Raw genomic sequence first — 26459 nt, forward strand, 5'->3', positions numbered from 1 at the left:
GACTTATCCATAAAAATGACAATTATTGTTGCTAAGTTATTTAAAGTTTTTTGTTGGGGCTTTGATTTTTTAAAAAATCAAAGCCCCAACAAAACTTACACAACTAAGGGGAGGGTGCCAAATTATAATAGCTCTAAGTGAACTAAAGACCACTTCAAGTGAACTATAAGACCACTCCAAGTGAACTAAAGACCACTCTAAGTGAACTACAAGACCGCTCAGAGTGAACTAAAGACCACTCTAAGTGAACTATAAGACCACTTCAAGTGAACTATAAGACCACTTCAAGTGAACTAAAGACCACTCTAAGTGAACTATAAGACCACTTCAAGTGAACTAAAGACCACTCCGAATGAACTACAAGACCACTCCGAGTGAACTACAAGACCACTCCGAGTGAACTACAAGACCACTCCGAGTGAACTACAAGACCACTTTTAAACATAAAAAACGCTTGAAGGTTTTCTTCAAGCGTTTTGAGTTGATTTAGGTCTATGCAATCTGAATCAATTGAGATTATATTAGCATACTATTTATTGCTGTTACTTTATCTGCTTTTGTCTTGATGTCACGAGATAAAATTGTCATTATTTATCTCGTCAAAACCATCATTAGAATAATTTTTCTTGCGGTGGTTTTGCACCTGCTAAACGAATGTAAACAGTTGTTTGTCCTCTATGATGTGTTTGATGTTCAAAATTTTTGTTCAAAGCTGCTGCTTTTGTCATCTCGAAACGACCAAAAAGTTTAACGTTTTCATTCATTTTTTCAGGCGTCATTTTCTTAATACCATCAATCACATAATCATAACTTGCCAGTACTAGCTTCGTTACATTTTCTTTGGATTTGTCTGTTGATTTTTCAGATGCACCCATTCCTACTGGACTTTTTTCACCTGTAACAGCCGAAGTAAAAGTATAATTGGCATCTGTCAGGTGAAGCATTTGTTCTGCAAAAGAACGCATTTCAGGCGTTGGTTTTAATGAATAACCACTCTCAGGCATGGCATCTAAATACTCTTTGGTATAAGCTTTAGCTCTTTCCCAATCCTTCACTAAATCTTCGTTCAACTGTGCAATTACTGATTGAAACGCACAAAAGGCAAATAATAACGATAGTAATAACTTAATTTTTTTCATGTTAATGTTAGTTTTAAAGCTGAATGAAATTACTAAACTAATTTGTAAAAATATCTCCAGATAATTCTGTAATCAGCAGAATATTTTATTTTATCAAGGATAGTTGATAGTCTCAATCATATTATTGTTATTATTCCTTACTCATAACTAATAGACATATCCTGTGCAAGTGCATATCCTTGATTTACTACAATTCTTGTAATTCTCCCTTGTGAATCCAAGGTTGGAGTAATATCTGCTCTTGTCTGTGCGTCTGAACTATATTTTAAAGACCAATAAAATGGTAACGTCTCTCCTAAATACAATAATGTTGTATTGTAGTTATAAGTATCTATTAATAAAAATTGTGTTTGTTTGGTTATCTCCCAAAGTGGATTCTTTACGTTGGAAAATGAAGTAATAGTATTCAATAATGAACCATCGTATGTCTCGCTAGCAACATTATATTGAGTATCCCATTTTATGTTTACAAATGAATCTGAGCCAAAATTACCTCCAGAAGTAAGGCTTTGGATTAAGAAACCATTATCGTTATAAGTATATCTCGTTCTTCCTGCGATAATAGCCATTTCCCTTGCATTATAAGTATAAGTATCTGACGACACCGTTCCATCATCATATTTGGTCTCAATTTCTGTAATCAAGCCATTTTTATCTCTCTTAAAGGTTTTCTCTACAATCCAAGTCCCATTGTTTTCAACTGTTTTCATTAATACGCCTTTTTCCCAAGTAAATTTAATAGTTGACTTCACACTGGCTCTTAACGGATTGGGAATGTAAGTAATAGAGGTTGGTAAAGTACTGGTTGATACGGGTGCTTGTTTAGTAATCGTAGCCGTGTAAATCTGTGTACTACCGTCTTCGGCGGTGACGGTAAAGCTGACTGGCTTAGAAAAATCTAAGACGCTACCAGAAGTAGGTGTCACTTTCGCTCGTTCTGAAACGGTGATATTGGGTTTTAGTTTTGATAAATCTGCCGTATTAGGTACGCTTGCTGTAATAGTTTTGGTAGTATTATCTATTTTGGCAACGACTGCTGGTGAAAAATCATTGAATGAAAAACTTAAAATATCTTTTGCTGATAATTTAGTTCGGCTTACCTGTACTTTATAAGTAGTCGTAGAACCATCATCCGCTGTAACGGTATAAGTAACTTCATTACTGAAATCCTGTGCTTTACCAGTTTCTGGTGAAAGCTTTGCTTTTAACGATACTACAACTGTTGGTACTAGTTTACTAATATCAACCGTAGCAGGCACAACAGCTATGATTTTTTTATTGGCTTCATCAATAGTAGCATCAACCACAGGTGTTAAGCCCGAAAAGCTAAATTTAGTAATTTTCCTTTCAGAACTTTTTGAGATAATAATTTCTTCATTACAAGCCATTAATAATAGCATAATAGGCAGGTAGAAAAGGATGATTTTGGTGAAAGTTGATTTCATGGTTGTGCTAAAATTTCTGGTTTTAAGGTTATTATTCAAGCATTATTAGCATATTTTCACAAAACCTCCCAAACGTCAATACCTGTATCTTCCAATATTTTACTAAAGAGACTACTGGTTTCTAATTCTCTATCTTGCAGACTACCCAAATTCCCTTCCTGAATAAAGGCTTGCCCATCATGGCTTGACATTTCATAAAGCATTTTTCCATCTTTATAGCATGATATACTAAAAGCCATCGAAGTTTCATACACTCTAAAAATAATAATGGTTTGCCCATCTTTAGTGGTATCTATACTGTCTAAATCTTCTTCTTCTACCAGTACTACTGCACCATTTGTTTGAAAGATGATTTCTACACAATCTTCATCAAAATCTGCTCCGAAAAAATCGGTTACTAACTCTTTCTCACTCCCATAAACATGGGTACATACAAATCCTGTCTTGTTCATTTTTTCGAATTAAATAGTTGATTTACTTTTTCTATTTGATCATTTTTTTTATGCCAGTATTCATCTTCATTATTTTTCAACCATGGCAATATTAAACTATTAAACCAATCGAAAACTCGCTGATTATTAAAGTATTTAGCAACTATATATGTGCGTAAGTATCCATTACCATCAGGACAAAAAATGTTTGCATAATATGTATTCAAATCTTCACATTCCAATAATTGTTGATTAAGGTCTTCGATAGTTAAGCTCAAAAATTCTTGTATCTCTTTACTATAAAAGTATTCTTTGATGATAGTCGCAGCCGCCTCAATGTCAGACTCTTGTTGTACTATTACTTCATTTGCAACATTGAGCATTTCTTTCGGAAGTGCCAAAAAAGGAGAGCTTTTAGTTGAGCTTACGAAATGAGTTCTGATAGTATGTTGCTCCATATCATGCTTCTTCTCTACTATTTCTTGAACTATCTTTTCTATCAATGGGATTTTTTTTTCAAACCACAAGCTACTGATTTTAAATGGGCTATGGTAAGTATCAAAAAACAAAAAAGCTGTTGTGAGTACTTCCTCTTTTATTTTTGTATAGATGATACCATTTTCATGAACCAAAGCTTCGAAGCCTTCCACTTCTTCAAAAAAGGAGAAGTATTTACGGCATTTTTTCTTGAAAAGTGTCTTGTTTGTCATTTTGGAGTAATATTTTGTAAGTTATCTATTGCTTTACCGAATCCATCAACACTCCAAATTTTATAGAATTGTTGAGGTTTAATAATTTGAGTTTGTAGTAAGTCAAATTGCACATTAGTTTCCGCCTTTATTGGTGTTTTCACGGGGTCGCCAAGACCAACAAGCCTTGCGACAGCAACTTGCCAGCTTAATAGTGTCTTTCTATCTTTGGAGAACAAGAGAAGTTGAAGATAAACTAACAAAGGCGAAAAACAAAAATGCTTGAAGTAATACCTCAAGCATTTTATGCTACTTAATTCTACTTTATTCAAAATTTTAATCTTTTATTTAACGGGAGAATATATCTCAGCCTCAATAATCGCTAAGCTTCCTTTTGTATCAGCTTCTTTTCTGGCTACTCCATCATCTAGTTTTTTACCATTTACTTCTTTGCTGTTATCATCTTGAATTTCTACTTGGTCGGCTAGTGCTATTTTTATTTTCTTACCAGCAATGGCTTTGAAATTCGCTGTAAAATAACCCAAGTTACGAGTAGTGTTTCCTTTAAAAGCTTCTTTTCCATCAATTGAAATACTGATTGGATAAGTTCTTGTTCTGAAATTATTAAGTTTCAAGGTTACTTCATTGATGTTACTGGTATTTGCGATTTCATATTCAATCCAAGCAGTAGCCAACTTGCCATCGTTTACCCAATCACTTGCTTCGTTATCATCATAACTAGCATTGGCTTTCTCTTGATTTGCCCCAGCAGTAGCATTTATAATTGTTAGTGCTTTTCTAGTAACCGTAAATGAAGGAGAGGAAGGCGTTGCTCCTCTTGATAAATTCGACACCAAACCATAAGACGGCAACTGTAAAGCCAAGCCATCTTTTACTTCAAAAGGAATAGATTTTAAAGAAATACTTCCTTCTTTCAATCCATTTGCATTGGCATTAACAACAATATTCCCAGCAGTAAGCGTCGAACGAATTAAGAAACGGTTTACGCCACATTCTACTGGCAATGTTTTTGATAAAATATAATTGTCTGGTCCTTGTGCCATACCTCCTCTCCATTCTGCTTCACCAGTTAAAGAGAATTGGATTTCATTCAAAGCTGTCGGACAACGATTGCCCTTTGCATCCACAACTTCTACTTCTATCAAAGCTAAATCTGCACCATTCGCAAATAATGATTTTGCTGGATTAATTTGACTTAACTTAACAGCAAAAGGTTCACCAGCAGTTTCGTGTTTGGTTTCACAAAGTTTTTTGCCTTTTGCATCATAACCAATGGCTGAGATTGTTCCTGCTTTCCAAGTAACATTTTTGAAAGTATAAAGGAAGCGATTACTTTGTTCGCCAAAACCTAGTGACTTACCGTTGAGAAATAATTCTACTTTGTCTGCACTCGACATTACAGAAATATTTTTAGAAACTCCTTCTTTATAATTCCAGTGACCAATGATGTGGATACGTGGTTTTTCTACATCAACCCAACCATCCCACATAATTTGATGTGCATAAAAACCATCTTTAATAATACGAAGAGCATCTACTTCTCCACTCCTTCTAAAGTTTTCTGCTCCACGGTGATGGGTATTACTTTCTGAAAAAATAATGTTTACGCCTCCGCCATTAACTCGCTTGCCTGTTCCCGGTCTTTCTTTCCAATATTCGAACCAACGAGTTATGTTTTCTATTGCCTGAGTATCCTGATTACGGTTGTATGTACTTGCATCTTGCCCATTGTGAGTTGGTCCTTCACCTTCTTTGTGATAGGGTGGCGAAAATTCATCCCAATATTTTCGTAAAGCTTCATCACGACTATACTCCATTTGCCACATCGGTTTTGATGCACTTTTGTTGATATAAAGCATTTCTCCACCATATTCAGCTTCTTTACTGGCTAGCATATTTCTGCTACCGATTGCTCTACCGCCATGAGCATCGTACATATTTCTGATAGTTTTCATTTCTTTCATGTGTTGGTCGCTAATTTGGTTATTGCCCGATTCATAAAAGATAATACTTGGGTTGTTTCGATTATAAATAATGGCATCACGCATTACTTCTTTGCGTTGCTCCCATCTTCTACCTTCAACATCCTTTTCAGAATCACCCGCTGGCATGGCTTGAATGAGCCCTACTCTATCACAACTTTCAACATCCTGTTTCCAAGGACTGATGTGCATCCATCTTACCAAATTGGCATTACTTTCTACCATTAATTGATTACTGTAATCACTCAACCAAGCAGGTACAGAAGCACCAATGGCTGGCCATTCATTACTGGTTCTTTGGGCATAGCCTTTTAAATGAAGTACTCTATCATTCAAGGTTAAAGCACCGTTTTCGAAAGCAGTTTTTCTAAATCCTGTGGTAGTTTTTACTACATCAATTACTCGATTATTGAGACTAACGGTAGTATATACATTATATAAATAGCCATAACCCCAACTCCAGAAATTCAAATTTTTGATAAACGATGCTGTTTTGACAATTTGGCTTTCGTTGGCTTGTAAAGTAATGGTAATAGGGTTGAAATTTGTACTAATTCTTTTTCCAGTTACGGCATCTTCTACATAAGCTGAGTATTGAAATGTCTTTGCGTCAGCGTATTCATTCTTTATTTCTGCTTCCGCTATGACAGTCGCAGATTTTTGAGGAATGTTAAAATCTTTGGCATAAACATATACTCCTGTCGATTTTAAGTTTGAATACAAAGGCAAAGTTTGGTATAATTTATCGGCAATATGCAAATAAACATTCTTGGTGATACCTCCATAATTAGCATTAAAATTTTTATCATTCCATTGAAAGCCACTTTTAGTAGCTTTTTCATGATAATTCCAAGCGTTATCAATTCTTGCAGCAATTACATTTTCTTCACCGAACTTTACTTCATTACTGATATCGAAACCAAAAGCCATCGCTCCGTTTTCACTAAGCCCAATTGGCTTACCGTTTAGGAAAAACTCACCTGCTTGTCTAACGCCTTCAAATTCTAAGAAAATTTTCTTTCCTTTCTGATTAGCATCAATCTTAAAGTGTTTTCTGTAACAGATAATTCCAGTTGAATGTTTTTCGATAGAAACTTTAAAGGCTTCGTCCTCATTAAAAGCACGAGGTAAAGTAACGGGTTTCCATCCAGCATCATTAAATGCGATTTGTGAAGCTAGAGAATCATCCCCCACAAACATTTTCCAAGATGGATTAAAATTGTATTTAATTCTAGGATTAGGGTTCTGCTGGGCAATAGCCGAACAGAATAAGAAGCAAAGCAGTGCGGCTACACCACTTCTTCTTAAACAGAAGATATAATTCATTTTGAGAGCTTTATTGTTTAAATCTTTTGAATGACAAGCTATTAATTACCTACGCAGTTAATAAATCATCACCTGAGCATAAAGTGTTATCATGTACAGTTTTACTCAAAGTTCTCAATCGTACTTTGCTAATAAGTATAGCTTTTGTTTTTCCTACTATTTGTTACTTCGAATCCAGCCTGTTGAAACACTGCCATTTTTCGGCTTTTCCAGTTCTGGATTGCTCAGTAGCACGAGTTTTCAACTCTTGAAAAAACATTACGAGTTGAAAACTCGTACTACTGAGCAATTCCGCCCTTGTTGCTCTACCCATAAAATCAATAAACCTCCTCTACTATTTCTCCTTTATCAGATTCATCAAAAAGTTTGTTGATTCTTGGCTGGATTACCCAAATGCCTATTGGAAAAAACCATATCAATAAAAAATTACCTAAATAATCACTGGACGTTGCTAGTGCTTGTGTTTCCACTGATTTTAATGCTTTTGCGATAAAATAAAAGCAGTAAAAAACACAAAACATTGAAAATAAATGTAAGGGAAGTATTAGTAAAAAAATCCAAGGTTCAATTGGACCACCACTTGTAGAGAAGGGGATCATACTGACCACTAAAAATACTGATATTGCCAGAATGTAAAAAACAGGAAAGAACAGGAAAATCTTAAATCTTGTTAGGCTCATTTTAGCTTTTGCAGGTAGCTTTGGATAAAGATTTGTTCCTACTGCGTACAACCAGCCAAAGAAAAAGAACATAAAAAGTAACATCATCATTGGAAAGACATAAATCGCACCAATGGTATAATTTATGAATGATGTTAAGTCAATGAAAAAAGGAAGGACGCATGCAAATACAAAAAATTGCCAATGTTTTAGTGTAAGAAAGAATTTCATTTTATATGTTTTGTTAAATTGTTTACGGTGTTGGTATTTAAGGTTTTTCGCATTACTTAGTAAAGTATCTCATGTATTAAATTGGAGTTTCTCTGCTGTAGATGATAGGCATTTCATCAAAGCCATTTAGGTAAAACATCAATCTTTTACATTTTTTACATTCTACGACAATTTTCATTTCAGAATAAACCGCATCAGGGCTAACTAATTCTGAATTAAAAAGTTGGTCATATTCTTCATCAGCTATAACAAGCCATTGATTAGGGCTTGGAATATCTCCAAGTCCAATTATATTTCCACAATTACATTTAATTTTTGGCATGAAGATAAAATTAGTCTCTTCCTCTTGTTCAGAAAGACAAGTAGAACAGCACTAAAAAGGTTAAATCTCTTTCTTGGCGTAATGTTTTTCACTACGTCAAGAGAGAGAATCACAAAAATATGTCTTCGATGACACAAAACATCTCTCAGGAATCACTTTACATCTCTTCGATGACACAAAATATCTCTCGGGAATCACTTTACATCTCTTCGATGACATAAAACATCTCTCGGGAATCACTTTACATCTCTTCGATGACATAAAATATCTCTCAGGAATCACTTTGCATCTCTTCGATGACACAAAATATCTCTCGGGAATCACTTTACATCTCTCTGATGACATCAATTGTGATTAATGGTTTTTATAAAATCTAATTAATAAAAAGGATAACAAATCAGGAAGCTAAGGAGTGGTTTTTCGGTGTTATATCGCTGGTGCACAACCATGTTTAGCTTTTCACAAACATAAAGTAATACTTGAAATAAAAAAAGAAGAAGATTATTTATTTCAAAAAAAATCCCTTTCTCAAAACGAGAAAAGGATGATGATAAGATTTTATACTGAACAGTTAATGGCTTTCTGATAACCTATAACTGTCAATGGCTAGAACAAACTCAAAAACTTTTTAGGAACTGTTGTTTCAAAGTACATTTCTTCATCCGTAATTGGATGTACAAATGAGAGTACCCAAGCATGTAGCCCCAAACGACCAATCGGGTCGGTTTTAGCACCGTACTTTTCATCGCCCACAATCGGATGACCAATGTCTTTCATGTGTACTCTGATTTGGTTTTTACGTCCTGTCTCTAAATTTACTTTTACTAAAGTATTAAATTCCGTCGCATCAATGGTATCATAATGTGTGATGGCTTCTTTTCCTAAAGCTGGATTTGAAGTAGAATACACTGTTAAAGCCTTACTTTCTACTAAATAAGAACGAACCGTTCCGAGCGGATATTCGATATTTCCTTCCACCACTGCCAAGTATGTACGTTGTTGAATGGTTTCATTCCAAGATTCTTGCAAAAGTTTTTGTATTCTTTCACTTTTGGCAAACATCATCAAACCAGAAGTTTCACGGTCGAGGCGATGTACTACAAAGATTCTGTTGGCTGGGTCTTGTTTCTTTACGTGGTCGCTCAAAGTACTGTAAGCGTTGTACAGTTTTTGTTTTTCGGTAGCGATAGAAAGAAAACCTTCTTGTTTTTCAATAATGATTAAATATTGGTCTTCGTAAATAATCGTCAGTCCTTTGTACTTCTGAATTTCAGGAGCTTTAGAACTTTTAATATTCACGGTCTGCCCTACTCTTAACTTATAATTATACTGAGTTTCAGCTTTATTATCAACCAATACTTGTTTATCTCTTAAATAAGACTTTATATTATGACGGCTTTTATGTGGCATTTTATCCAATAAAAAAGTCATTAATTCAGCAGGTTCGCTTACGTCAAAATGCACTTCTGCTTTTTTGGTATCTTTTGGATTTCGTTCACTAACTCTTCTATCCGTTTCTTTCATCTTGTCAACACTGTTTACTGTTTTCCAAAAGTTAATCTCATTTGGTTTTGCAAAGGTACAAAAAATAGAAGTTTATTTTCAATAATCTCAACCAAGCACCGTTTGAAAGCCAGTGTTAAACTTGTATCCAATTGAATATTTTACTATGTTTAATCGTTAAAAGAAAAAATCAACAACGAAATGAAAAAAATATTTTTTATCCTCTTACTATCTATCAATGTAATATCAGGCTATACTCAGGGAATGAGCAACGCTGGTAGTGTGCTACAAGACGTCAACGGAAAACCTATTCTTTCAAACAATTATGTTGAAATAGAAGGAAATCCATATTTACCCGAACAGTGGACAGTCGGAAGTATTAAGCTGAAAAATGGTGCTGTAATCAATTATAATGCTTTGAGATACAATATGGCATCGGGAGAACTTGAATTTCAAAGAAACGACCAAGCTTTTATTTTAACCAATCCTTTTGATGAATTTACGCTCATCAACGCAACGTTTAGAAAAGGTTTTCCTGCCATCGACGGACAAAGTAATAATAGTTTTTACGAAGTTTTACATGATGGAAAACTGAAATTATTATGTTTCAAAAATGCAGTGATGTATGAAGAAAAGCCTTATAATTCGGCGACTAAAATCAAGAAATTCTTACATAATACTTATTACTATCTTTATAAAACTGATGGTACAATGGTAAAAGTTAAAAAAGATAAAAAGGCTATTCTTGCTATTTTGAGTGATAAATCAAGTCAATTGGAAGAATATTTCAAAAAGGAAAACATTAAAATTAAGGAATGGAGTGATGTAGCCAATGTTTTGGCTTATTATGAAAAACTGTAGCATAATTATTTGAAATAAATTGCAGTAGAAACGCCTCTATTTTGTTCGAAAATAGAGGCGTTTCTATTTTAATACAAACATTTGATAACAAAGAACTTGAAAACGAGTTATACAAGGACGGTTAATTTCTACCTATTTATTAAATTATCTATTCAACATTTTCAACTTCATAATGCCAAAACTTTCTATTAACGATAAATTTATTGACTTCTCTGATTACGGACGACCTATTGCCAGTTTTCTTGCCCTTCATTTATCAAGGTTAAAAGTAAATGCTATCCAAGTAACTTTTACTTTCTTTTTGGCTGGCATTGCCTGTGTTTATTGTATTCAAACACATCATTTTGTATTAGCGGCTTTGTTCTTGATGCTCAAAAATATTTTGGATGCAGTAGATGGCGAAATCGCCAGAATCACCAAACATCCTTCTATTATTGGGCGATATTTAGATTCTATTTTTGATTTTATCATTAATCTGCTTATTCTACTAAGTATTCTCAATATCGAAACTTCCTCTAAGCTTACTTTTTTACTAGCCTTTTTCGGGATTGAATTTCAATGTTCTATTTATAACTATTATTATGTAATTTTGAGGAGACGCTTGAACAATGATGAGACAAGTCGTATTCTTGAGTTTAGGAAACCAATCAGTTATCACTACGAAAACCAGAAAATAGCCAATGTTTTACATGCTCTTTTTTTGTGTTTGTATGTAGTTTTTGATGCTTTAGTGTTAGCACTCGACAAACCTGCTCTTTTTGTTAGGCAATTTCCGAAATGGTTTATGAGTTTATTATCATTACTCGGATTGGGTTTCCAATTACTCATCATTTGTAGTTTACTTTGCTTAGGATTAACCGAAATGATATTGCCTTTCTTTGCTTGGTACAGTATTTTCGGTTTATTTGTAATTTTAATCAGAAAATTACTTGTGAAGTAAACATCATATTTTACTTCCTCAGAAAGATGAATTTAACCTCAGCCTTAGGGAAAACTGAATATTGGTTTATCGCTATTTTTCTTATACTGTACTTAATTTATTTGGGACGAGTTTTTTGGATTGCCAAACGACTTAAAACCACAGCACGCTCAAGTATTTTAAAATTCTTTCTAAGAACCATCTATTTTGGCTTAATGTTGTTAGCTTTGTTAGATCCATCGTTTGGTGAATTGAACGAAGCCACAAAAGCAGTAAGTAGAGAAATCTTTTTTCTAGTAGATGTTTCAAAATCAATGGACGCTACAGATATTCAGCCCAGTAGAATTGAAAAAGCCAAGTTTGAGATTAATAGAGTAATTAATCAATTTCCGAATGATAGAATTGGTATTATTGTATTTTCAGACGAAGCTATTTTATTATCGCCGCTTACTTTTGATAGAAATGCTATCAGTCTGTTTGTTCCGAAAATCAATACTAATTTGTTAACAGGCGGAGGTTCACAGATTAATCCAGCACTTGAATTAGCGCATAATCGCTTCCAAAAATCTAAATCAAAGAATAAATCAAAAGTAATTGTCTTGATAAGTGATGGTGAATTTGCAGACGAATACGATAGAAATATCGTTGGGCAAATCAAGCAAAATGGCATCAATTTCTTCTCTGTGGGCATCGGAACGCCCGAAGGTTCATCAATCAAAGAAGAAAATACCTTTAAAAAAGACAGTGATGGAAATGTTGTTATCACCAAATTAGACAACGTTTTATTGAAGAAAATAACAAACGAAGCAAAAGGTAAATACTTAGAAATTAGCAACATATCTAATAGTTTAACAGCGTTAATTACTGAAATAAACCAAATTACAAGTACAATTTCAAGTAATCAGCAAATTAATGTTGCTGTAAATAAATATTTTTATTTTCTAATCATTGCATTATTTTTGCTCGGGATTGATGTTTTTTTCACGGTGCGAACCTTTCAGTTATAGTGTTAGAATAGCACATTTTGAAAATTAAATAACGAAAAAAATTATATTATTGATTAATTTTAATTTGTCAAATTTTAAAAATCACTAAATATTAATCAACTTTGTTAAATCAATTTGTCTTATATATTTTTCTTTGGATACTTGATAATGGCTCTTTTTCAAAAGTAAACAATAGAAATCGAGCAAAAATCGAGGCATTAATTGCATTCAGGAAAGGTAATTATCGTGAAGCGGCAAACCAGTATCTTATTTTATCAAAACAATCTATTTTTACACCTCCAGAAGTATCTTTAAATTATGCACATGCTCTTTTTGAGGCCAAAGACACACTTGCTGCCCGCCAAATATATGCTCGATTAAGTGGACTAAAAGAAGCTAAATTAACTTCAACTACTTTAGTACAATTGGGTTTAATATTTTGTAATCAGCAAGACACTGCTAAAGCATTGACACTTTTCAAGCAAGCTTTAGTGATGATGCCCGAAAACAATATCGCTAGGTTTAATTATGAATTATTGAAAAGAAAATTCAAACCTAAGCAAGAGCCACCTAAAGCACCGCCGCCAAGCAGTCAAAAAACGCCTCCTAAACCTCCTCCTCAGGAAAATGCTGAAGTAGCAAAAAATGAAAACCAACAAGAGTTACTTAAAACATTAAAAAACTATGGCTTAACAGTGGACAAAGCCAAAACCATATTGGACGCTATGAAAAGTAGTGAAATCCAATATATTCAGCAACGTCAGAAAGTCACCAAAAACCCCAATAAAACAATAACAAAGCAAAACTGGTAAGAACCGCATTTATGAATACACAGGAAGTTTATATCATTTCGGCAGTTAGAACGCCGATTGGAAGTTTCGGAGGAGCATTATCTAGCCTATCGGCTACTCAATTAGGAAGTATCGCTATCAAAGCTGCTGTTGAAAAAGCAAAAATTAAGCCTGAGAGCGTGGAAGAAGTATTAATGGGTAATGTTATTTCCGCCAATTTGGGGCAAGCACCTGCTCGCCAAGCAGCTTTAGGTGCTGGTTTATCACCTCAAGCAAAATGCACAACAATCAATAAAGTTTGTGCTTCAGGGGCAAAAGCAATTATGTTGGCAGCTCAAAGTATCATGCTTGGGATTTCAGATATTGTAGTAGCAGGCGGAATGGAGAGTATGTCAAACGCACCATTTTATGTTCCAAATGCAAGATTCGGTTATAAATTTGGCTCATCAAGTTTTATCGACGGACTAGAAAAAGATGGTTTAACAGATGTTTATGAAAACTGCTCAATGGGCTTTTTTGCCGATAGAACCGCTCGTAAATACGGAATAAGCCGTGAAGCACAAGATAGCTATACCATTGATTCTTACAAACGTGCTGCAGCAGCCGCTGAAAGCGGTTCATTTGCAGGCGAAATTGTTCCAGTAGAAGTAAAAACCAAACAAGGAAGTATGCTTATTACTGAAGATGAAGAATTCAAAAAAGTAAAGTTTGAGAAAATTCCAGATTTAAAACCAGCTTTTGAAAAAAGAGGAACAGTTACAGCTGCAAGCTCATCAAATCTAAATGATGGTGCTTCTGCCTTGGTATTAATGTCTAAAAAGAAGGCTGATAAATTAGGGTTGTTGCCAATTGCTAAAATTATCGGTATGGCAGATGCTGAACAAGAACCAGAATTCTTTACAACAACGCCAACAGTAGCTTTGCCAAAAGCAATCAAAATGGCTAATTTAATCAAAGAAGAAATTGATTATTATGAAGTAAACGAAGCATTTGCTGTTGTACCTTTGGCTTTTGAAAAAATATTGGATATTCCACATAAAAAAGTAAATGTACACGGTGGTGCAGTAGCTTTGGGGCATCCACTTGGAGCATCCGGAGCTAGAATTGTTACTTCTTTAATTTATATTTTAAAACAAAAAGGAGCAAGATACGGAGCCGCTGGTATTTGTAATGGTGGCGGAGGAGCATCTGCTATTGTGATTGAAAGGATGTAATCTCTGAAAGTTTGTGGTAATTTTGCAGAAATTATTTCACTAAAAAGCATTAAATAAGCGTGATTAAAATCGCAAAACAACATAATGAACGTAATTAAAAACACAAATTTTAATTTTCCAAACCAAACAAATTTTTACAAAGGAAAAGTGCGTGATGTATATTCTTTTGAAAATCTTTTGGTGATGGTTGCCTCTGACAGAATTTCAGCATTTGATGTAGTTTTACCTAGAGCAATTCCATTTAAAGGTCAAGTATTAAATCAAATCGCTGAACACTTTCTGAATGCAACCAGAGATGTAGTTCCCAACTGGCTTGTTGCTACGCCAGACCCAAATGTAAGTGTTGGCTTAAAATGTGAAACATACCCTGTAGAAATGGTTGTAAGAGGCTATTTGGCGGGTCATGCTTGGCGTACTTATAAAGCTGGCTTACGCACTTTATGCGGAGTAACTTTACCAGAAGGTTTGAAGGAAAATGACAAATTGCCTACGCCAATTATTACGCCAACAACCAAAGCACACGAAGGTCACGATGAAGATATTTCAAGAGAAGAAATCCTTGCAAAAGGATTAGTCTCTGAAGCAGAATATGTTCAACTAGAGCAATACACATTGGCACTTTTTGCAAAAGGTACTGAAATGGCTGCCGAACAAGGTTTGATTTTAGTAGATACAAAATATGAATTTGGTAATAAAGATGGACAAATCACTTTGATTGATGAAATCCATACGCCAGATTCTTCTCGCTATTTTTATGCTGATGGATACCAAGAACGCCAAAACAATAATGAATCACAAAAACAACTTTCAAAAGAATTTGTTCGTGAATGGTTGATTGCAAATGGTTTTCAAGGTAAAGACGGACAAGTTATTCCTGAAATGACTGATGAATGGGTTAATCAAGTTTCTGAACGTTATATCGAGCTTTTTGAACAAGTAACAGGCAAAAAATTTGTGAAAGATAATTCCGAAAATATTTTGGCTAGAGTTGAAGAAAACGTAAACAGTTATTTAAAGTCTTTGTAGGAAGTAAAACAAGAAATTACAACAATTTATGGAATTTAAGGTAGAAAAAAACGAGCAGTACGCTCTTATCGAACTTAAAGAAACTGCCTTAACGCAGGAAAATCACGCTGATTTAGAAAAAATAATTCGCCAGCTTTTCAGAGAAGGTTATGGCAATATTATTATTGAATTTAATACCATTACCGAATTAGACGGGCATGGTATTTCGATAATTCGTAAAGCCAATAAAATTTGTTTAAACGAATTAGGACTTTTAATTATCGTTACCAAAAATCAAGAAATTATCGACCAGTTAGATGCTGCAAAAATTGAAGAATTGACAGTAATGCCAACCGTTCAAGAAGCAATTGATGCTGTTTATTTGAATGAATTGGAAAATGATTTCCAATCAGACGAAGATGATGAATACGACCACGGCGAATATAGCGAAGGCGGTTCTGATGATGATTATTAATATTAAGGAGAGGTCAGTTATAAAACTGACCTCTTTTATAACAAATCAATATTTTTAGTTGTTAAACTGATATTGATTTAAAACTATACAATCCCATAAACAATCTTGAGTTTTCAGCTAACCATCCTAGGTACGGGTTCTGCCACACCCGTTTTAACAAGAAACCCTACGGCTCATCATCTACAGATTGAGCAGGAAGGCTATTTGATAGATTGTGGAGAAGGCACGCAAAGTCAATTACTTCATTACAAAATCAGGACAACAAAACTCAAGTATATTTTCATTACGCATCTTCACGGCGACCATTTTTTTGGTTTAATCGGGCTTTTATCTACCTTAAATATGCACCGTAGAATCGAAGATTTATGGATTTTTGCACCAAAAGGACTTGCCGAAATTATCACAATTCAATTAAAATATTCTGATACTCGGCTGAACTTTAAAATACATTTTACAGAAACACAAACAGAAAAGAGCTATCTTCTTTTCGAAAACGATAATGTTACTATCACGACAATTCCGCTGATTCACAGAGTACCTTGTTGTGGTTTTTTGTTCAGAGAAAAAAGTAAGAAAAGAAAAATCGTAAAAAACACGAAGCCTGCTGATTTGACTTTTGAAGAAATCAAAATGTTAAAGGATGGTGAAGATATTTTTAATGCAGATGGTTCGGTGAAGTATAAAAACGAAAATTATACGACTCCTTCTTTAAAAAGTTGTAGCTATGCTTTTTGTTCTGATACACTTTTTAATGAATCGATTATTGATATTGTGAAAAATGTCGATTTGCTATATCATGAGGCAACTTTTTTGGATGAATTATTACCAAGAGCTACACAGACAAATCATTCTACCACCAAACAAGCTGCCTTAATTGCGAAAAAAGCAAAAGTAGGCAAGCTCATTATTGGGCATTATTCTTCAAGATACAAAGAGCTAGAAACACATTTAGCTGAGGCTCGTGAAGTATTTATGAATTCATATTTAGCTATTGAAGGCGAAACACATAAAATTCGTGAAATCAAAGTTTAACTTATCGAATCAAGTTGACCCAACCTTTGAATTCCCGTTTAGTAAATTTCAATAAATAATAATATTCTGCGGAAGCGTATTCGCCACCAGTCCATCTGAAATTTCTATCTTTCGATTCATAGACCATTCCGCCCCAACGGTCGAAAATTTGGATAAACTCAAATTTTTCAAAACAATTATTTTCTGGCAAATCGGTTAGTGTAAAGTATTCGTTCTTTCCATCTCCATTAGGAGTAAAAACATTTACTGGTTTAAAGCTATCATAACTTACCAATTTACTTTTTAGCACAACATTTACCGAAACAGTATCAAATCTATTCGGACTACAAGAATTATCTTCTGTAATAAAATCAATTACATAAGTTGCTTGATCTTTTCCATCCAGTAAACTGCAATCTAATTTCCATGAAAAAGGATTGATAATTTTAGCAACACCATTTTTATCAGTCCAAATAGCTCCTACTTTAGCCAAATCAAAACCTTTTCCTAAAGCATATAATTTTATTGGGTCGGCGTCTGGGTCTTGTGCAGTAACCTCAAAATTGATTGGTTGGACTTCCGTCCCATCTAAGATGATTTCTATTTCATTCTTCGCCAAAGAAGTCAATACATTTGGTGCAAGGCTAGGAATCGGTAATGCTTTTAAATTAACCGAAATACTATCTTTTAAATTTCTATTACAGCGAGTATCGGTAATAAAAAAATCTACGATATAATCATTACTCCTGACGGCATTACAATTAGGAATCCAAGTAAAAGGCGAACTGACTGTTCCAAGTCCCGTTACAGAACCGAAGTTCATGCCAATGTCTGCAAGATTAAATCCTCTACCTTTGGCTGTAATCGTAATATTATCATTGTCTATATCTTTCCCAAACAGATTAAATTTCAATTGTTGGTTAATGATTACTTCTCCTTTTCTATTTTGTAAATCAGTTGAAATATTGGGACGATTATTCAAATCTGGTTCAACAATTACCTTAACTCTTAAAGTACTTACCATAGGTTGCGGACAGCCATTATCCGAAGCAATCAAATCGAATATTAATGGTTTCCCATCAAAACTAGCTGTACAGGCATCAAAGCATAATTCGGCTCTGAGCGTATCTTTATAAGTATTTGTACGAGTTGAAGTTGGCGTAAGCGTATAAGAACCTGTAAAATTATTAGGAAGAATTTTTAAGTTAAGTTCTTGATTCGGGTCTAAATCTGTCACTAAAAAACTTAAACATTTTTGTTGGTTAGCCTTAATAGTTATGGTTTGATTGGTGTCATAAAAGTCTGTTTTCCCTTTTTCTCTTAGAAAACTTAGCGGTGCATTATTGTCGGGACAATCAATTACTTTCAATTGAAAATCCCTTCTCACCTCCCCTATTTTCTTTCCATTTCTGAATTCTTCCGTTAAAACACAAAAAACATACAAGCCTAAAAGGTCTGTCGTTACAGAAAGTTGCCCAGTTCTGGAATTTACTCTTAAAGGCTGTGGGCCAGGAATAACATTATTAACACCATAACCCGTTTGCCAGCGAACAAGTGGATAATTGCTACTAGCAACTGGAATATCTGGCTTTGGGTTTTGTGTGTTAGAAAAGCCATTTAATGGAGTCACTAAACTATAAACCAAACTATCTTTATCGGCATCTGTTGCACCAAAGTCAAACACAAATGGACGACCACGACAAATATAATCGCCAGTAAGTTTACCAAATAATGGAGAAGAATTTTCGAATGTTTTTCCATCTTTTATTAAGGCAGGAAATGCCAAATAAAATACAGAACCAGCTGCTTCTGGACTCTGAATATTGGTGATGGTATTGTTTCTACAGCAGCGTTCCCACACAAAATAATAACCATCTGGATCATTAAAATTCTCAGGAAGTAAGTATATATAACCGCTGTAACGAATAAATCTAGTTCTTACAGAATTATTCTGAACACAATTCGGATTAGAAAAACCAATCAAACTATCACTGATAATGGGTAAAGTGGCTATACCTTGATATACATTATCTCTTTTTCTATACACCACCAAAGAAACTGTAGGATCTTTTGCTCCAACGTTACCATTAATATCATCAAAATATAAATTAAGGCTTAAACGATGAGTAGCATTAGGTAGATTTTTCACTACTTGTAATTCAATTTCACCACCAACAATATGCGTAGCATTGGCTTGTAACATTGAAAATAACAATAAGAACAAAGAGAGTAAAGTTTTTTTCATATAGTTAAAACAGGAGGTTTTACAAATTATTGATTGATAAACTTACTTTACGATATTATTGACAAAACAAAAGGGATAAAGGTTGTTTACATGTACTCAAAATTAATAATCTAAGTAAAAAGAAGTTATCAGTTAATAGTATTCTGTTATCTGTAAATTCTCAAAGTCAAGTATTTATTTATCAAATAGCTTATAAAGTAATGTCTATTTAATCTTTCTTTTTACTTAAATACTTCAAAATCTTATTTTTATTATTGTCCTTAAAACGAAATTTATTTAAAGAAATGTATCTAAAAACATCAAATAAATAAAAGGTTTGTAATGAGTTCAATAAGTTATCAATGTAGTCTAAAAAATTGAATATCTTTGCCTAGTTAATTACAAATTTCTAATTAACACTATAGAATTAATAGACTAATATCCAAGCATTTACATCGTATAAATGTAAAATTAAGCTCCTTTATGGTTGGTTTTTACACTTTTTACAGCCAAATAAATAAAAATGATATTTTTTTCACAAAAAACTTATAAATTAATTAAAATTGAATTTTTAATATTTTACCATTAATTTTAAAGTAATAATTGTTGTAAAATTGTTAAATCATTAAAAATAGGTCTAAAAAAAGTCGTTTTTCGCAAAAAAAATATTCATATTTAGCAAATAATGTTTCTGAGCGATATCTTTAAAAATTGCATCTAACTAAGATAAAATTTTACGAATTCTTGAAATTGTATCATTCAGATGATTATTCGGCAAAATGCTATTTTTTCCAAAGAATTTCTTGTATATCTTTGTAATAACAAAACAGAAAGCAATACATTCTTCTTTTTTCATAAAATTGAAGTGCAAGAAATTTCTACTTCGATTTTATTATTTTCATTTTATACTGTATTTCTCTGACAATTTTCCAATATTATAGTAAAACAATTGCCACTAACATAATCTCAAGTTCTCTGTTAGTAAATTTAAAAACAGACCCATTACCATGACTAATTTCGACAATAAAGGTTTGTACCGTAAAGAATTCGAGCATGATGCTTGTGGAATCGGCTTCGTAGCGAACATGAAAGGACGCAAGTCTCATAAAGTAGTTGCGGATGCAATTCAGATGCTCATTCGTATGGATCACCGTGGTGCGTGCGGCTGTGACCCTAATTCAGGTGACGGTGCAGGAATTTTATTACAAATTCCTCACGAATTCTTTTTGGAAGAATGTACTAATTTAGGTATAGACTTACCTGCTGCTCAGGAATACGGAGTAGGTATGACTTTCTTTCCAAAAGATAAAACAATTCGTGAAGAATGTAAGGAGATTATTACCCGAAAGGCCAAGCGTTTAGGCTTAGAAATTTTGGGCTATCGTGTAGTTCCATGTGATAATTCTGAAATTCTAGGTGCTGAATCTGGAAATACAGAACCACAAATGGAACAATTATTCATCAAGCGTCCGGCTAGCATCACAGATGAAATGGCGTTTGAAAGAAAATTGTACGTTTTCCGTCAATACACAGCTCGTATTATCAACGAAACAGTCAAAGGTTTAGACAATAAATTTTACTTTGCCTCTCTGTCGGCTCATACCATCATTTACAAAGGTATGTTAACGACAATGCAAGTTCCGGGATATTTTGATGATTTAAAACGTGAAGAATTTACTTCTGCTTTGGCAATTGTTCACTCTCGTTTTTCTACAAATACTTTCCCTGAATGGAAATTGGCACAACCATTCCGTTTTATTGGTCACAATGGTGAAATCAACACAGTAAAAGGTAATGCGGCTTGGATGCAAGCCCAGTCTGCTTTGTTCGAATCTGAGTACTTCACTAAGGAAGAAATGGAGATGATTTTACCAATTTGTCAGTTGGGTCAGTCAGACTCTGCCATTTTGGATAATGCCATCGAATTGTTATACATGAGTGGTCGTTCGCTTCCACATGTGATGATGATGTTGATTCCTGAAGCTTGGGACGGAAACGAGCAAATGGAGCAATACAAAAAAGATTTTTACGAATATCACGCAGCAATGATGGAGCCTTGGGATGGTCCAGCTTCGATTTCATTTACCGATGGAAAAATGATTGGTGCAACTTTAGATAGAAATGGTTTACGTCCATCTCGTTACTGGGTAACTGACGATGATTTCGTTATCATGGCTTCTGAAGCGGGTGTTTTAGATATTGATCCAGCTAAAATTGTGTCAAAAGGACGTTTGCAACCGGGTAAAATGTTCGTGGTTGATATGGAGGCTGGTCGTATCATTCCTGATGATGAATTAAAAGAGAAAATTTGTCAACAAAATCCTTACGGAGAATGGTTGAAAACAAATAAAATTAAAGTAGAAGATTTACCCGCTGCTGGTGCTGAATACCGTACTCCATTTGAACGTGAATTGTTATTACGTCAACAAGTATTCGGTTTCACTACAGAAGATTTAAGAGTAATTCTTTCTCAAATGGTTGAAACGGGTAAAGAAGCCTTAGGTTCAATGGGTGTTGATACTCCTTTGGCTATTCTTTCAGACCAAGCTCAACATTTATCGTATTACTTCAAGCAATTGTTTGCTCAAGTAACCAACCCACCGATTGACTCCATCCGTGAGCGTACAGTAATGTCATTGTTATCTGACATTGGTGGTTTGAAAAACTTGTTGAAAGAATCCCCTGAACATTGTCGTCAGATTGAAATTCGTCAACCAGTTTTAACAAACAGTGAAATTGAAAAAATTCGTTGGATAGACCACAAAAACTTCCAAACGAAATCTATTCACGCTACTTTCCGTGCAACAGGTGAGAAAGGTCAACTAAAAAGAGCTTTAGATAGAATTTGTCAATATGCAGAAGATGCAGTAGATGATGGATACGCTATCATCTTATTAACTGACCGTGGAGTAGATTCATCACATGCCCCAATTCCATCTTTACTGGCTGTTAGTGCGGTACATCATCACTTAATTCGTCAAGGGAAAAGAGCCCAAGTTGGTTTAATTGTTGAAGCTGGAGACGTTTGGGAAACACATCACTTCGCAACCTTAATTGGCTTCGGTGCATCGGCAGTAAACCCTTACATGGCATTTGAAACAATTAATGGAATGAAGGAAAAAGGCATTCTACAAGTAGATTACCCTTATGAAAAACTTCAAGCAAATTACATCAAAGCTGTTAATGGTGAATTGTTGAAAATATTCTCTAAAATGGGAATTTCAACACTTCAATCATATCAAGGTGCTCAGATTTTTGAAATTGTTGGTTTAGGTAAAGAAGTAGTAGATACTTATTTCTCTCGTGCTATTTCAAGAATCGGTGGTATTGATTTAGAAGGCATCGCTAAAGAAGCCTTAATCAAACACAGAAATGGTTATCCAGAATTGCCAGTAGCTAATCCTAAATTGGAAGTTGGAGGTATTTATCAATGGAAACAACGTGGTGAAGCCCATTTGTTTAATCCAGAGACTATTCACCTTTTACAACAATCAACTAAGAATAACAGCTATCAGCAATATAAAAAATATTCAAAATTGATTGACGACCAATCTGAAAAAGCAATGACACTCCGTGGTTTGCTTAAATTCAAGAAAGGTAAATCAATTGATATTAGTGAAGTAGAACCAATTGAAAATATTTTCAAACGTTTTGCTACTGGTGCGATGTCTTTCGGTTCAATCTCGTATGAAGCACATACTACTTTAGCCATTGCGATGAACAGAATTGGCGGTAAGTCAAATTCTGGTGAAGGTGGTGAAGACCCAATCCGTTTCAGTCCACTTGCGAATGGAGATTCTATGAACTCTGCTATCAAACAAGTAGCTTCGGGACGTTTTGGCGTAACGGCTCATTACTTGACTAACGCTACTGAGTTACAAATTAAAATGGCTCAGGGTGCAAAACCGGGTGAAGGTGGACAATTACCGGGACATAAAGTAGATGATTGGATTGGAAAAACTCGTCATTCTACTCCTGGAGTAGGTTTGATTTCCCCTCCTCCTCACCACGACATTTATTCAATTGAAGATTTAGCACAACTAATTTTTGATTTGAAAAATGCTAACCGTGCAGCTAGAATCTCAGTAAAACTAGTTTCTGAAGCAGGTGTTGGAACAATTGCAGCGGGTGTTGCAAAAGCACATGCAGACCATATTTTGATTGCTGGTCACGATGGAGGTACTGGTGCTTCTCCACTTTCATCAATCCGTCATGCAGGTTTACCTTGGGAACTTGGTCTAGCAGAAGCACATCAAACCTTAGTAAGAAATAAATTACGTGGACGTGTTACTGTTCAAACTGACGGACAAATCAGAACTGGTAAAGACTTAGCTGTAGCGGCTTTATTAGGTGCAGAGGAATTTGGTGTAGCAACTGCGGCACTTGTAACGGCTGGTTGTATCATGATGCGTAAATGTCATGTAAATACTTGTCCAGTTGGAGTAGCAACGCAAGACCCACGTTTGAGAGCATTATATACTGGTCAGCCAGAACACGTTGTGAATCTATTTACTTTCTTGGCAACTGAATTACGTGAAATCATGGCTGAATTAGGTTTCAGAACAGTGAACGAAATGGTTGGTCAGGCAGATAGATTAGAGATGAAAGAAGCTCTTAGCAATTGGAAATTAAAGCATTTAGATTTATCTCCAATCTTGTATAAACAACCAATGGCATTGGATGTAGCTTTATACAAACAAGAAGATCAAGATCATGGTTTACAAGACCAAATAGACTGGAAATTGTTAGAAATAGCTAAACCAGCACTTGAAAACGGAGAAAAGTCAACAGGTGAATTAGAAGTAATCAACGTGAATCGTACTATCGGAACGATGTTATCGAACGAAATCACGAAGAAATATGGTGCAAAAGGTTTACCGAGCGATACAATTCATGTGAAATTTAAAGGAACTGCTGGACAATCATTTGGTGCGTTCTCAGTAAATGGTATCACATTTGAATTAGAAGGAGACTCTAACGATTATATCGGAAAAGGACTTTGTGGTGCTAAGCTAATTGTATATCCAAGTAAAAAAGCAACATTCAATCCATCTGAAAATGCAGTAGTTGGAAACGTATCATTCTATGGTGCAACCTCTGGTGAGGCATATTTAAGAGGTATGGCTGGCGAACGTTTCTGTGTGAGAAACTCAGGTGCTAAAGTTGTCGTAGAAGGTATTGGCGACCACGGTTGTGAATACATGACAGGCGGTTTAGTTGTCATCTTAGGTGAAACTGGTAGAAACTTCGGTGCTGGTATGTCGGGTGGTGTGGCTTACATCTGGGACAAAAAAGGAGACTTTGCTCCTAAATTGAACGGAGAAATGGTAGCCATTGAAGAGTTGACAGTTGAAGATCAAAATATATTAAAAATGTATGTAGAACAACATTTACAATATACAGATTCGGATACTGCCAAAACTGTTCTTGACAACTGGGCTACTACTTTACCACAATTCCTAAAAGTAATGCCACAAGATTTCAAAAAAGCGCTTGCTTCACGCAACATCAGCGTAGCAGAAGTTTTAGAGAACAAGGATGTTGTTTACAAAGATATTCAAGTAGAAATTGCACATTAATATCATTTGAAAACTTGAAAATGCGTCAACTCAAAACGATTTGAGTTGACGCATCTCAAAATCAATCTCAAAAAATATTAAAGATTGATTTCAAATTTTCAAATCCTCAAATTTTCAAATTAAAGAAATGGGAAAACCAACAGGATTTTTAGAGGTTACTAGAGAAACTCCAAAGAAAAGACCCGTAGCAGAACGTGTCGAAGACTTCAAAGAAATAGATATTGATTTTACTGCCGATAAAGTAAAATCTCAAGCAAGTCGTTGTATGGATTGTGGTGTACCTTTTTGCCATAGTGGTTGTCCACTTGGTAATATTATTCCAGAATTCAACGATGCTGTTTACGATCAAAACTGGGCTTATGCGTACGAAATTCTTTCTTCTACAAACAATTTCCCAGAATTCACAGGTCGTATTTGCCCAGCTCCATGCGAATCTGCATGTGTGTTAGGTATCAATAAACCACCAGTAACGATTGAATACATAGAGAAATCAATTATTGAGTATGCTTTTGGTAATGGCTTGGTTAAACCAAATATACCAACAAAACGTACAGGTAAAAAAGTAGCTGTTGTAGGTTCTGGCCCAGCAGGTATGGCTTCTGCTGCTCAATTAAACAAAGCTGGTCATACAGTTACAGTTTTTGAACGTGCTGATAGAATTGGTGGATTGTTACGTTACGGTATTCCAGATTTCAAATTAGAAAAATGGGTTGTTCAACGTAGAGTTGAAGTAATGGAACAAGAAGGAATTATCTTCAAAACAAATACCAATGTTGGTGTTGACATCAAAGCAGATGATTTGTTAGAAGATTTCGATTTAGTAGTTCTTTCAGGTGGTTCAACAATTCCAAGAACTTTAGGTATTCCAGGTTCTAATTTGAAAGGAATTTATCCAGCAATGGAATTCTTATCTCAACAAAACAAAAGAGTTGCCGGCATAGAACGTGAAGTGAATCACATGGGTAAGCCTTACCCAATGGGCGAACTTTATGCAACTGATAAAAATGTTGTTGTAATTGGTGGTGGTGATACTGGTTCTGATTGCGTGGGTACTTCAAACCGTCATAAAGCAAAATCAGTTACTCAGGTTGAAGTTATGCCAATGCCTCCAAAAGAAAGAGCTTCGCACACACCTTGGCCAAATTGGCCTATGATGTTACGTACTTCTACTTCACATGAAGAAGGTGCTGATCGTCACTGGTCTATTGCCGTGAAAGAATTCATTGGCGATGCTGATGGAAACTTAAAAGGACTCAAAATTGCTGACATTACAATGGAAGTCGTTGACGGAAAAGCTCACCAAGTTCATACTAATGAGCGTGAAATTCCTGTAGAATTAGCATTAATTGCAGCAGGTTTCTTACATCCACAACGTGAAGGTATCCTTGCACAATTGGAAGAAAAAGGCTTAGAATTTGACGATAGAGGCAATGTAAAAGCTCATAATTATCAAACAGCAATTGATAAAGTATTCGCTGCTGGTGACATGCGCAGAGGACAATCTTTAGTAGTTTGGGCTATTTCTGAAGGAAGAGAAGCTGCTCGTGCAGCTGATATTTACCTAATGGGAGAATCTGTATTAGAAGCTAAAAACATTTCAAGTTTCGCAGTTGCATAATATAAATTGATATAAAAGCCGTCATTTC

The 26459-nt window shown here is 34.7% G+C and carries 20 protein-coding genes; 10 read left to right on the forward strand and 10 right to left on the reverse strand.

Annotation, left to right across the window (positions count from 1 at the left end):
• Positions 1 to 611 precede the first annotated feature (611 nt).
• From VB776_RS15870 to VB776_RS15910, 9 genes are all read right to left on the reverse strand, one after another.
• A complete protein-coding gene (locus VB776_RS15870) occupies positions 612 to 1139 on the reverse strand; it encodes a DinB family protein (RefSeq protein WP_323697748.1) in 528 nt (175 codons plus the stop codon).
• Between the two features lie 137 nt (positions 1140 to 1276).
• On the reverse strand, positions 1277 to 2584 hold the full coding sequence (locus VB776_RS15875; protein WP_323697750.1) for a DUF5018 domain-containing protein: 1308 nt from the start codon (positions 2582 to 2584) through the stop codon (positions 1277 to 1279).
• 56 nt (positions 2585 to 2640) lie between these two features.
• The gene (locus VB776_RS15880) at positions 2641 to 3036 is read right to left on the reverse strand and encodes a hypothetical protein (protein ID WP_323697752.1); all 396 of its coding nucleotides are present in this window, start codon (positions 3034 to 3036) and stop codon (positions 2641 to 2643) included.
• Complete coding sequence (locus VB776_RS15885; RefSeq protein WP_323697754.1) at positions 3033 to 3725, reverse strand: hypothetical protein; 693 nt, start codon at positions 3723 to 3725, stop codon at positions 3033 to 3035. Before VB776_RS15885 ends, VB776_RS15880 begins: the two co-directional genes overlap by 4 nt.
• Positions 3722 to 4036, reverse strand: coding sequence for a hypothetical protein (locus tag VB776_RS15890; RefSeq protein WP_323697756.1), 315 nt, complete (start codon positions 4034 to 4036; stop codon positions 3722 to 3724). Before VB776_RS15890 ends, VB776_RS15885 begins: the two co-directional genes overlap by 4 nt.
• Positions 4037 to 4048: 12 nt before the next feature.
• On the reverse strand, positions 4049 to 7033 hold the full coding sequence (locus tag VB776_RS15895) for a glycoside hydrolase family 2 protein (protein WP_323697758.1): 2985 nt from the start codon (positions 7031 to 7033) through the stop codon (positions 4049 to 4051).
• Between the two features lie 317 nt (positions 7034 to 7350).
• Positions 7351 to 7923 (reverse strand): hypothetical protein, encoded by a 573-nt coding sequence (locus VB776_RS15900; protein ID WP_323697759.1) that lies wholly within the window; start codon positions 7921 to 7923, stop codon positions 7351 to 7353.
• Between the two features lie 76 nt (positions 7924 to 7999).
• Positions 8000 to 8245: a hypothetical protein gene (locus tag VB776_RS15905; RefSeq protein WP_323697760.1), complete on the reverse strand. Its 246-nt coding sequence runs from the start codon at positions 8243 to 8245 to the stop codon at positions 8000 to 8002.
• Between the two features lie 606 nt (positions 8246 to 8851).
• A complete protein-coding gene (locus VB776_RS15910) occupies positions 8852 to 9769 on the reverse strand; it encodes an RluA family pseudouridine synthase (protein WP_323697761.1) in 918 nt (305 codons plus the stop codon).
• 180 nt (positions 9770 to 9949) lie between these two features.
• Between VB776_RS15910 and VB776_RS15915 the strand changes: the two genes are divergently transcribed.
• From VB776_RS15915 to VB776_RS15950, 8 genes are all read left to right on the forward strand, one after another.
• Positions 9950 to 10609: a hypothetical protein gene (locus VB776_RS15915; protein ID WP_323697762.1), complete on the forward strand. Its 660-nt coding sequence runs from the start codon at positions 9950 to 9952 to the stop codon at positions 10607 to 10609.
• 172 nt (positions 10610 to 10781) lie between these two features.
• Positions 10782 to 11549 carry a CDP-alcohol phosphatidyltransferase family protein gene (locus tag VB776_RS15920; RefSeq protein WP_323697764.1) on the forward strand — a complete coding sequence of 256 codons (768 nt, stop codon included), beginning with the start codon at positions 10782 to 10784 and terminating at the stop codon, positions 11547 to 11549.
• Positions 11550 to 11575: 26 nt separating this feature from the next.
• The gene (locus VB776_RS15925; RefSeq protein WP_323697765.1) at positions 11576 to 12535 is read left to right on the forward strand and encodes a vWA domain-containing protein; all 960 of its coding nucleotides are present in this window, start codon (positions 11576 to 11578) and stop codon (positions 12533 to 12535) included.
• 101 nt (positions 12536 to 12636) lie between these two features.
• Entirely contained in the window at positions 12637 to 13326 is a 690-nt protein-coding gene (locus VB776_RS15930) for a tetratricopeptide repeat protein (protein WP_323697766.1), read from the forward strand.
• A gap of 11 nt (positions 13327 to 13337) precedes the next feature.
• The gene (locus tag VB776_RS15935; RefSeq protein ID WP_323697768.1) at positions 13338 to 14519 is read left to right on the forward strand and encodes an acetyl-CoA C-acyltransferase; all 1182 of its coding nucleotides are present in this window, start codon (positions 13338 to 13340) and stop codon (positions 14517 to 14519) included.
• An 84-nt stretch (positions 14520 to 14603) separates the two neighbouring features.
• On the forward strand, positions 14604 to 15545 hold the full coding sequence (locus tag VB776_RS15940) for a phosphoribosylaminoimidazolesuccinocarboxamide synthase (RefSeq protein ID WP_323697769.1): 942 nt from the start codon (positions 14604 to 14606) through the stop codon (positions 15543 to 15545).
• Between the two features lie 28 nt (positions 15546 to 15573).
• Positions 15574 to 15999: an STAS domain-containing protein gene (locus VB776_RS15945; RefSeq protein WP_323260738.1), complete on the forward strand. Its 426-nt coding sequence runs from the start codon at positions 15574 to 15576 to the stop codon at positions 15997 to 15999.
• A gap of 105 nt (positions 16000 to 16104) precedes the next feature.
• Positions 16105 to 17031, forward strand: coding sequence for a ribonuclease Z (locus tag VB776_RS15950; RefSeq protein WP_323697770.1), 927 nt, complete (start codon positions 16105 to 16107; stop codon positions 17029 to 17031).
• Between the two features lies 1 nt (position 17032).
• Here VB776_RS15950 and VB776_RS15955 read toward each other — a convergent pair whose 3' ends face one another.
• A complete protein-coding gene (locus tag VB776_RS15955) occupies positions 17033 to 19255 on the reverse strand; it encodes a T9SS type B sorting domain-containing protein (protein WP_323697772.1) in 2223 nt (740 codons plus the stop codon).
• A gap of 986 nt (positions 19256 to 20241) precedes the next feature.
• On the opposite strand from VB776_RS15955, the gene gltB reads away from it, so the two are divergent.
• The gene (gltB, locus tag VB776_RS15960) at positions 20242 to 24813 is read left to right on the forward strand and encodes a glutamate synthase large subunit (RefSeq protein WP_323697773.1); all 4572 of its coding nucleotides are present in this window, start codon (positions 20242 to 20244) and stop codon (positions 24811 to 24813) included.
• Between the two features lie 127 nt (positions 24814 to 24940).
• Positions 24941 to 26431, forward strand: a complete 1491-nt coding sequence (locus VB776_RS15965; RefSeq protein WP_323697774.1) for a glutamate synthase subunit beta — start codon at positions 24941 to 24943, stop codon at positions 26429 to 26431.
• Positions 26432 to 26459: the final 28 nt, after the last annotated feature.

It is taken from the genome of Arcicella gelida (genome assembly GCF_034931025.1).
Lineage (GTDB): Bacteria > Bacteroidota > Bacteroidia > Cytophagales > Spirosomataceae > Arcicella > Arcicella gelida.

Excerpts from the sequence above, each read along its gene's own strand:
- VB776_RS15870 (WP_323697748.1), bottom strand. The coding sequence starts at position 1,139 with ATGAAAAAAATTAAGTTATTACTATCGTTATTATTTGCCTTTTGTGCG.
- VB776_RS15875 (WP_323697750.1), bottom strand. The coding sequence starts at position 2,584 with ATGAAATCAACTTTCACCAAAATCATCCTTTTCTACCTGCCTATTATG.
- VB776_RS15880 (WP_323697752.1), bottom strand. The coding sequence starts at position 3,036 with ATGAACAAGACAGGATTTGTATGTACCCATGTTTATGGGAGTGAGAAA.
- VB776_RS15885 (WP_323697754.1), bottom strand. The coding sequence starts at position 3,725 with ATGACAAACAAGACACTTTTCAAGAAAAAATGCCGTAAATACTTCTCC.
- VB776_RS15895 (WP_323697758.1), bottom strand. The coding sequence starts at position 7,033 with ATGAATTATATCTTCTGTTTAAGAAGAAGTGGTGTAGCCGCACTGCTT.
- VB776_RS15900 (WP_323697759.1), bottom strand. The coding sequence starts at position 7,923 with ATGAAATTCTTTCTTACACTAAAACATTGGCAATTTTTTGTATTTGCA.
- VB776_RS15905 (WP_323697760.1), bottom strand. The coding sequence starts at position 8,245 with ATGCCAAAAATTAAATGTAATTGTGGAAATATAATTGGACTTGGAGAT.
- VB776_RS15910 (WP_323697761.1), bottom strand. The coding sequence starts at position 9,769 with ATGAAAGAAACGGATAGAAGAGTTAGTGAACGAAATCCAAAAGATACC.
- VB776_RS15915 (WP_323697762.1), top strand. The coding sequence starts at position 9,950 with ATGAAAAAAATATTTTTTATCCTCTTACTATCTATCAATGTAATATCA.
- VB776_RS15920 (WP_323697764.1), top strand. The coding sequence starts at position 10,782 with ATGCCAAAACTTTCTATTAACGATAAATTTATTGACTTCTCTGATTAC.
- VB776_RS15925 (WP_323697765.1), top strand. The coding sequence starts at position 11,576 with ATGAATTTAACCTCAGCCTTAGGGAAAACTGAATATTGGTTTATCGCT.
- VB776_RS15935 (WP_323697768.1), top strand. The coding sequence starts at position 13,338 with ATGAATACACAGGAAGTTTATATCATTTCGGCAGTTAGAACGCCGATT.
- VB776_RS15940 (WP_323697769.1), top strand. The coding sequence starts at position 14,604 with ATGAACGTAATTAAAAACACAAATTTTAATTTTCCAAACCAAACAAAT.
- VB776_RS15945 (WP_323260738.1), top strand. The coding sequence starts at position 15,574 with ATGGAATTTAAGGTAGAAAAAAACGAGCAGTACGCTCTTATCGAACTT.
- VB776_RS15955 (WP_323697772.1), bottom strand. The coding sequence starts at position 19,255 with ATGAAAAAAACTTTACTCTCTTTGTTCTTATTGTTATTTTCAATGTTA.
- gltB (WP_323697773.1), top strand. The coding sequence starts at position 20,242 with ATGACTAATTTCGACAATAAAGGTTTGTACCGTAAAGAATTCGAGCAT.
- VB776_RS15965 (WP_323697774.1), top strand. The coding sequence starts at position 24,941 with ATGGGAAAACCAACAGGATTTTTAGAGGTTACTAGAGAAACTCCAAAG.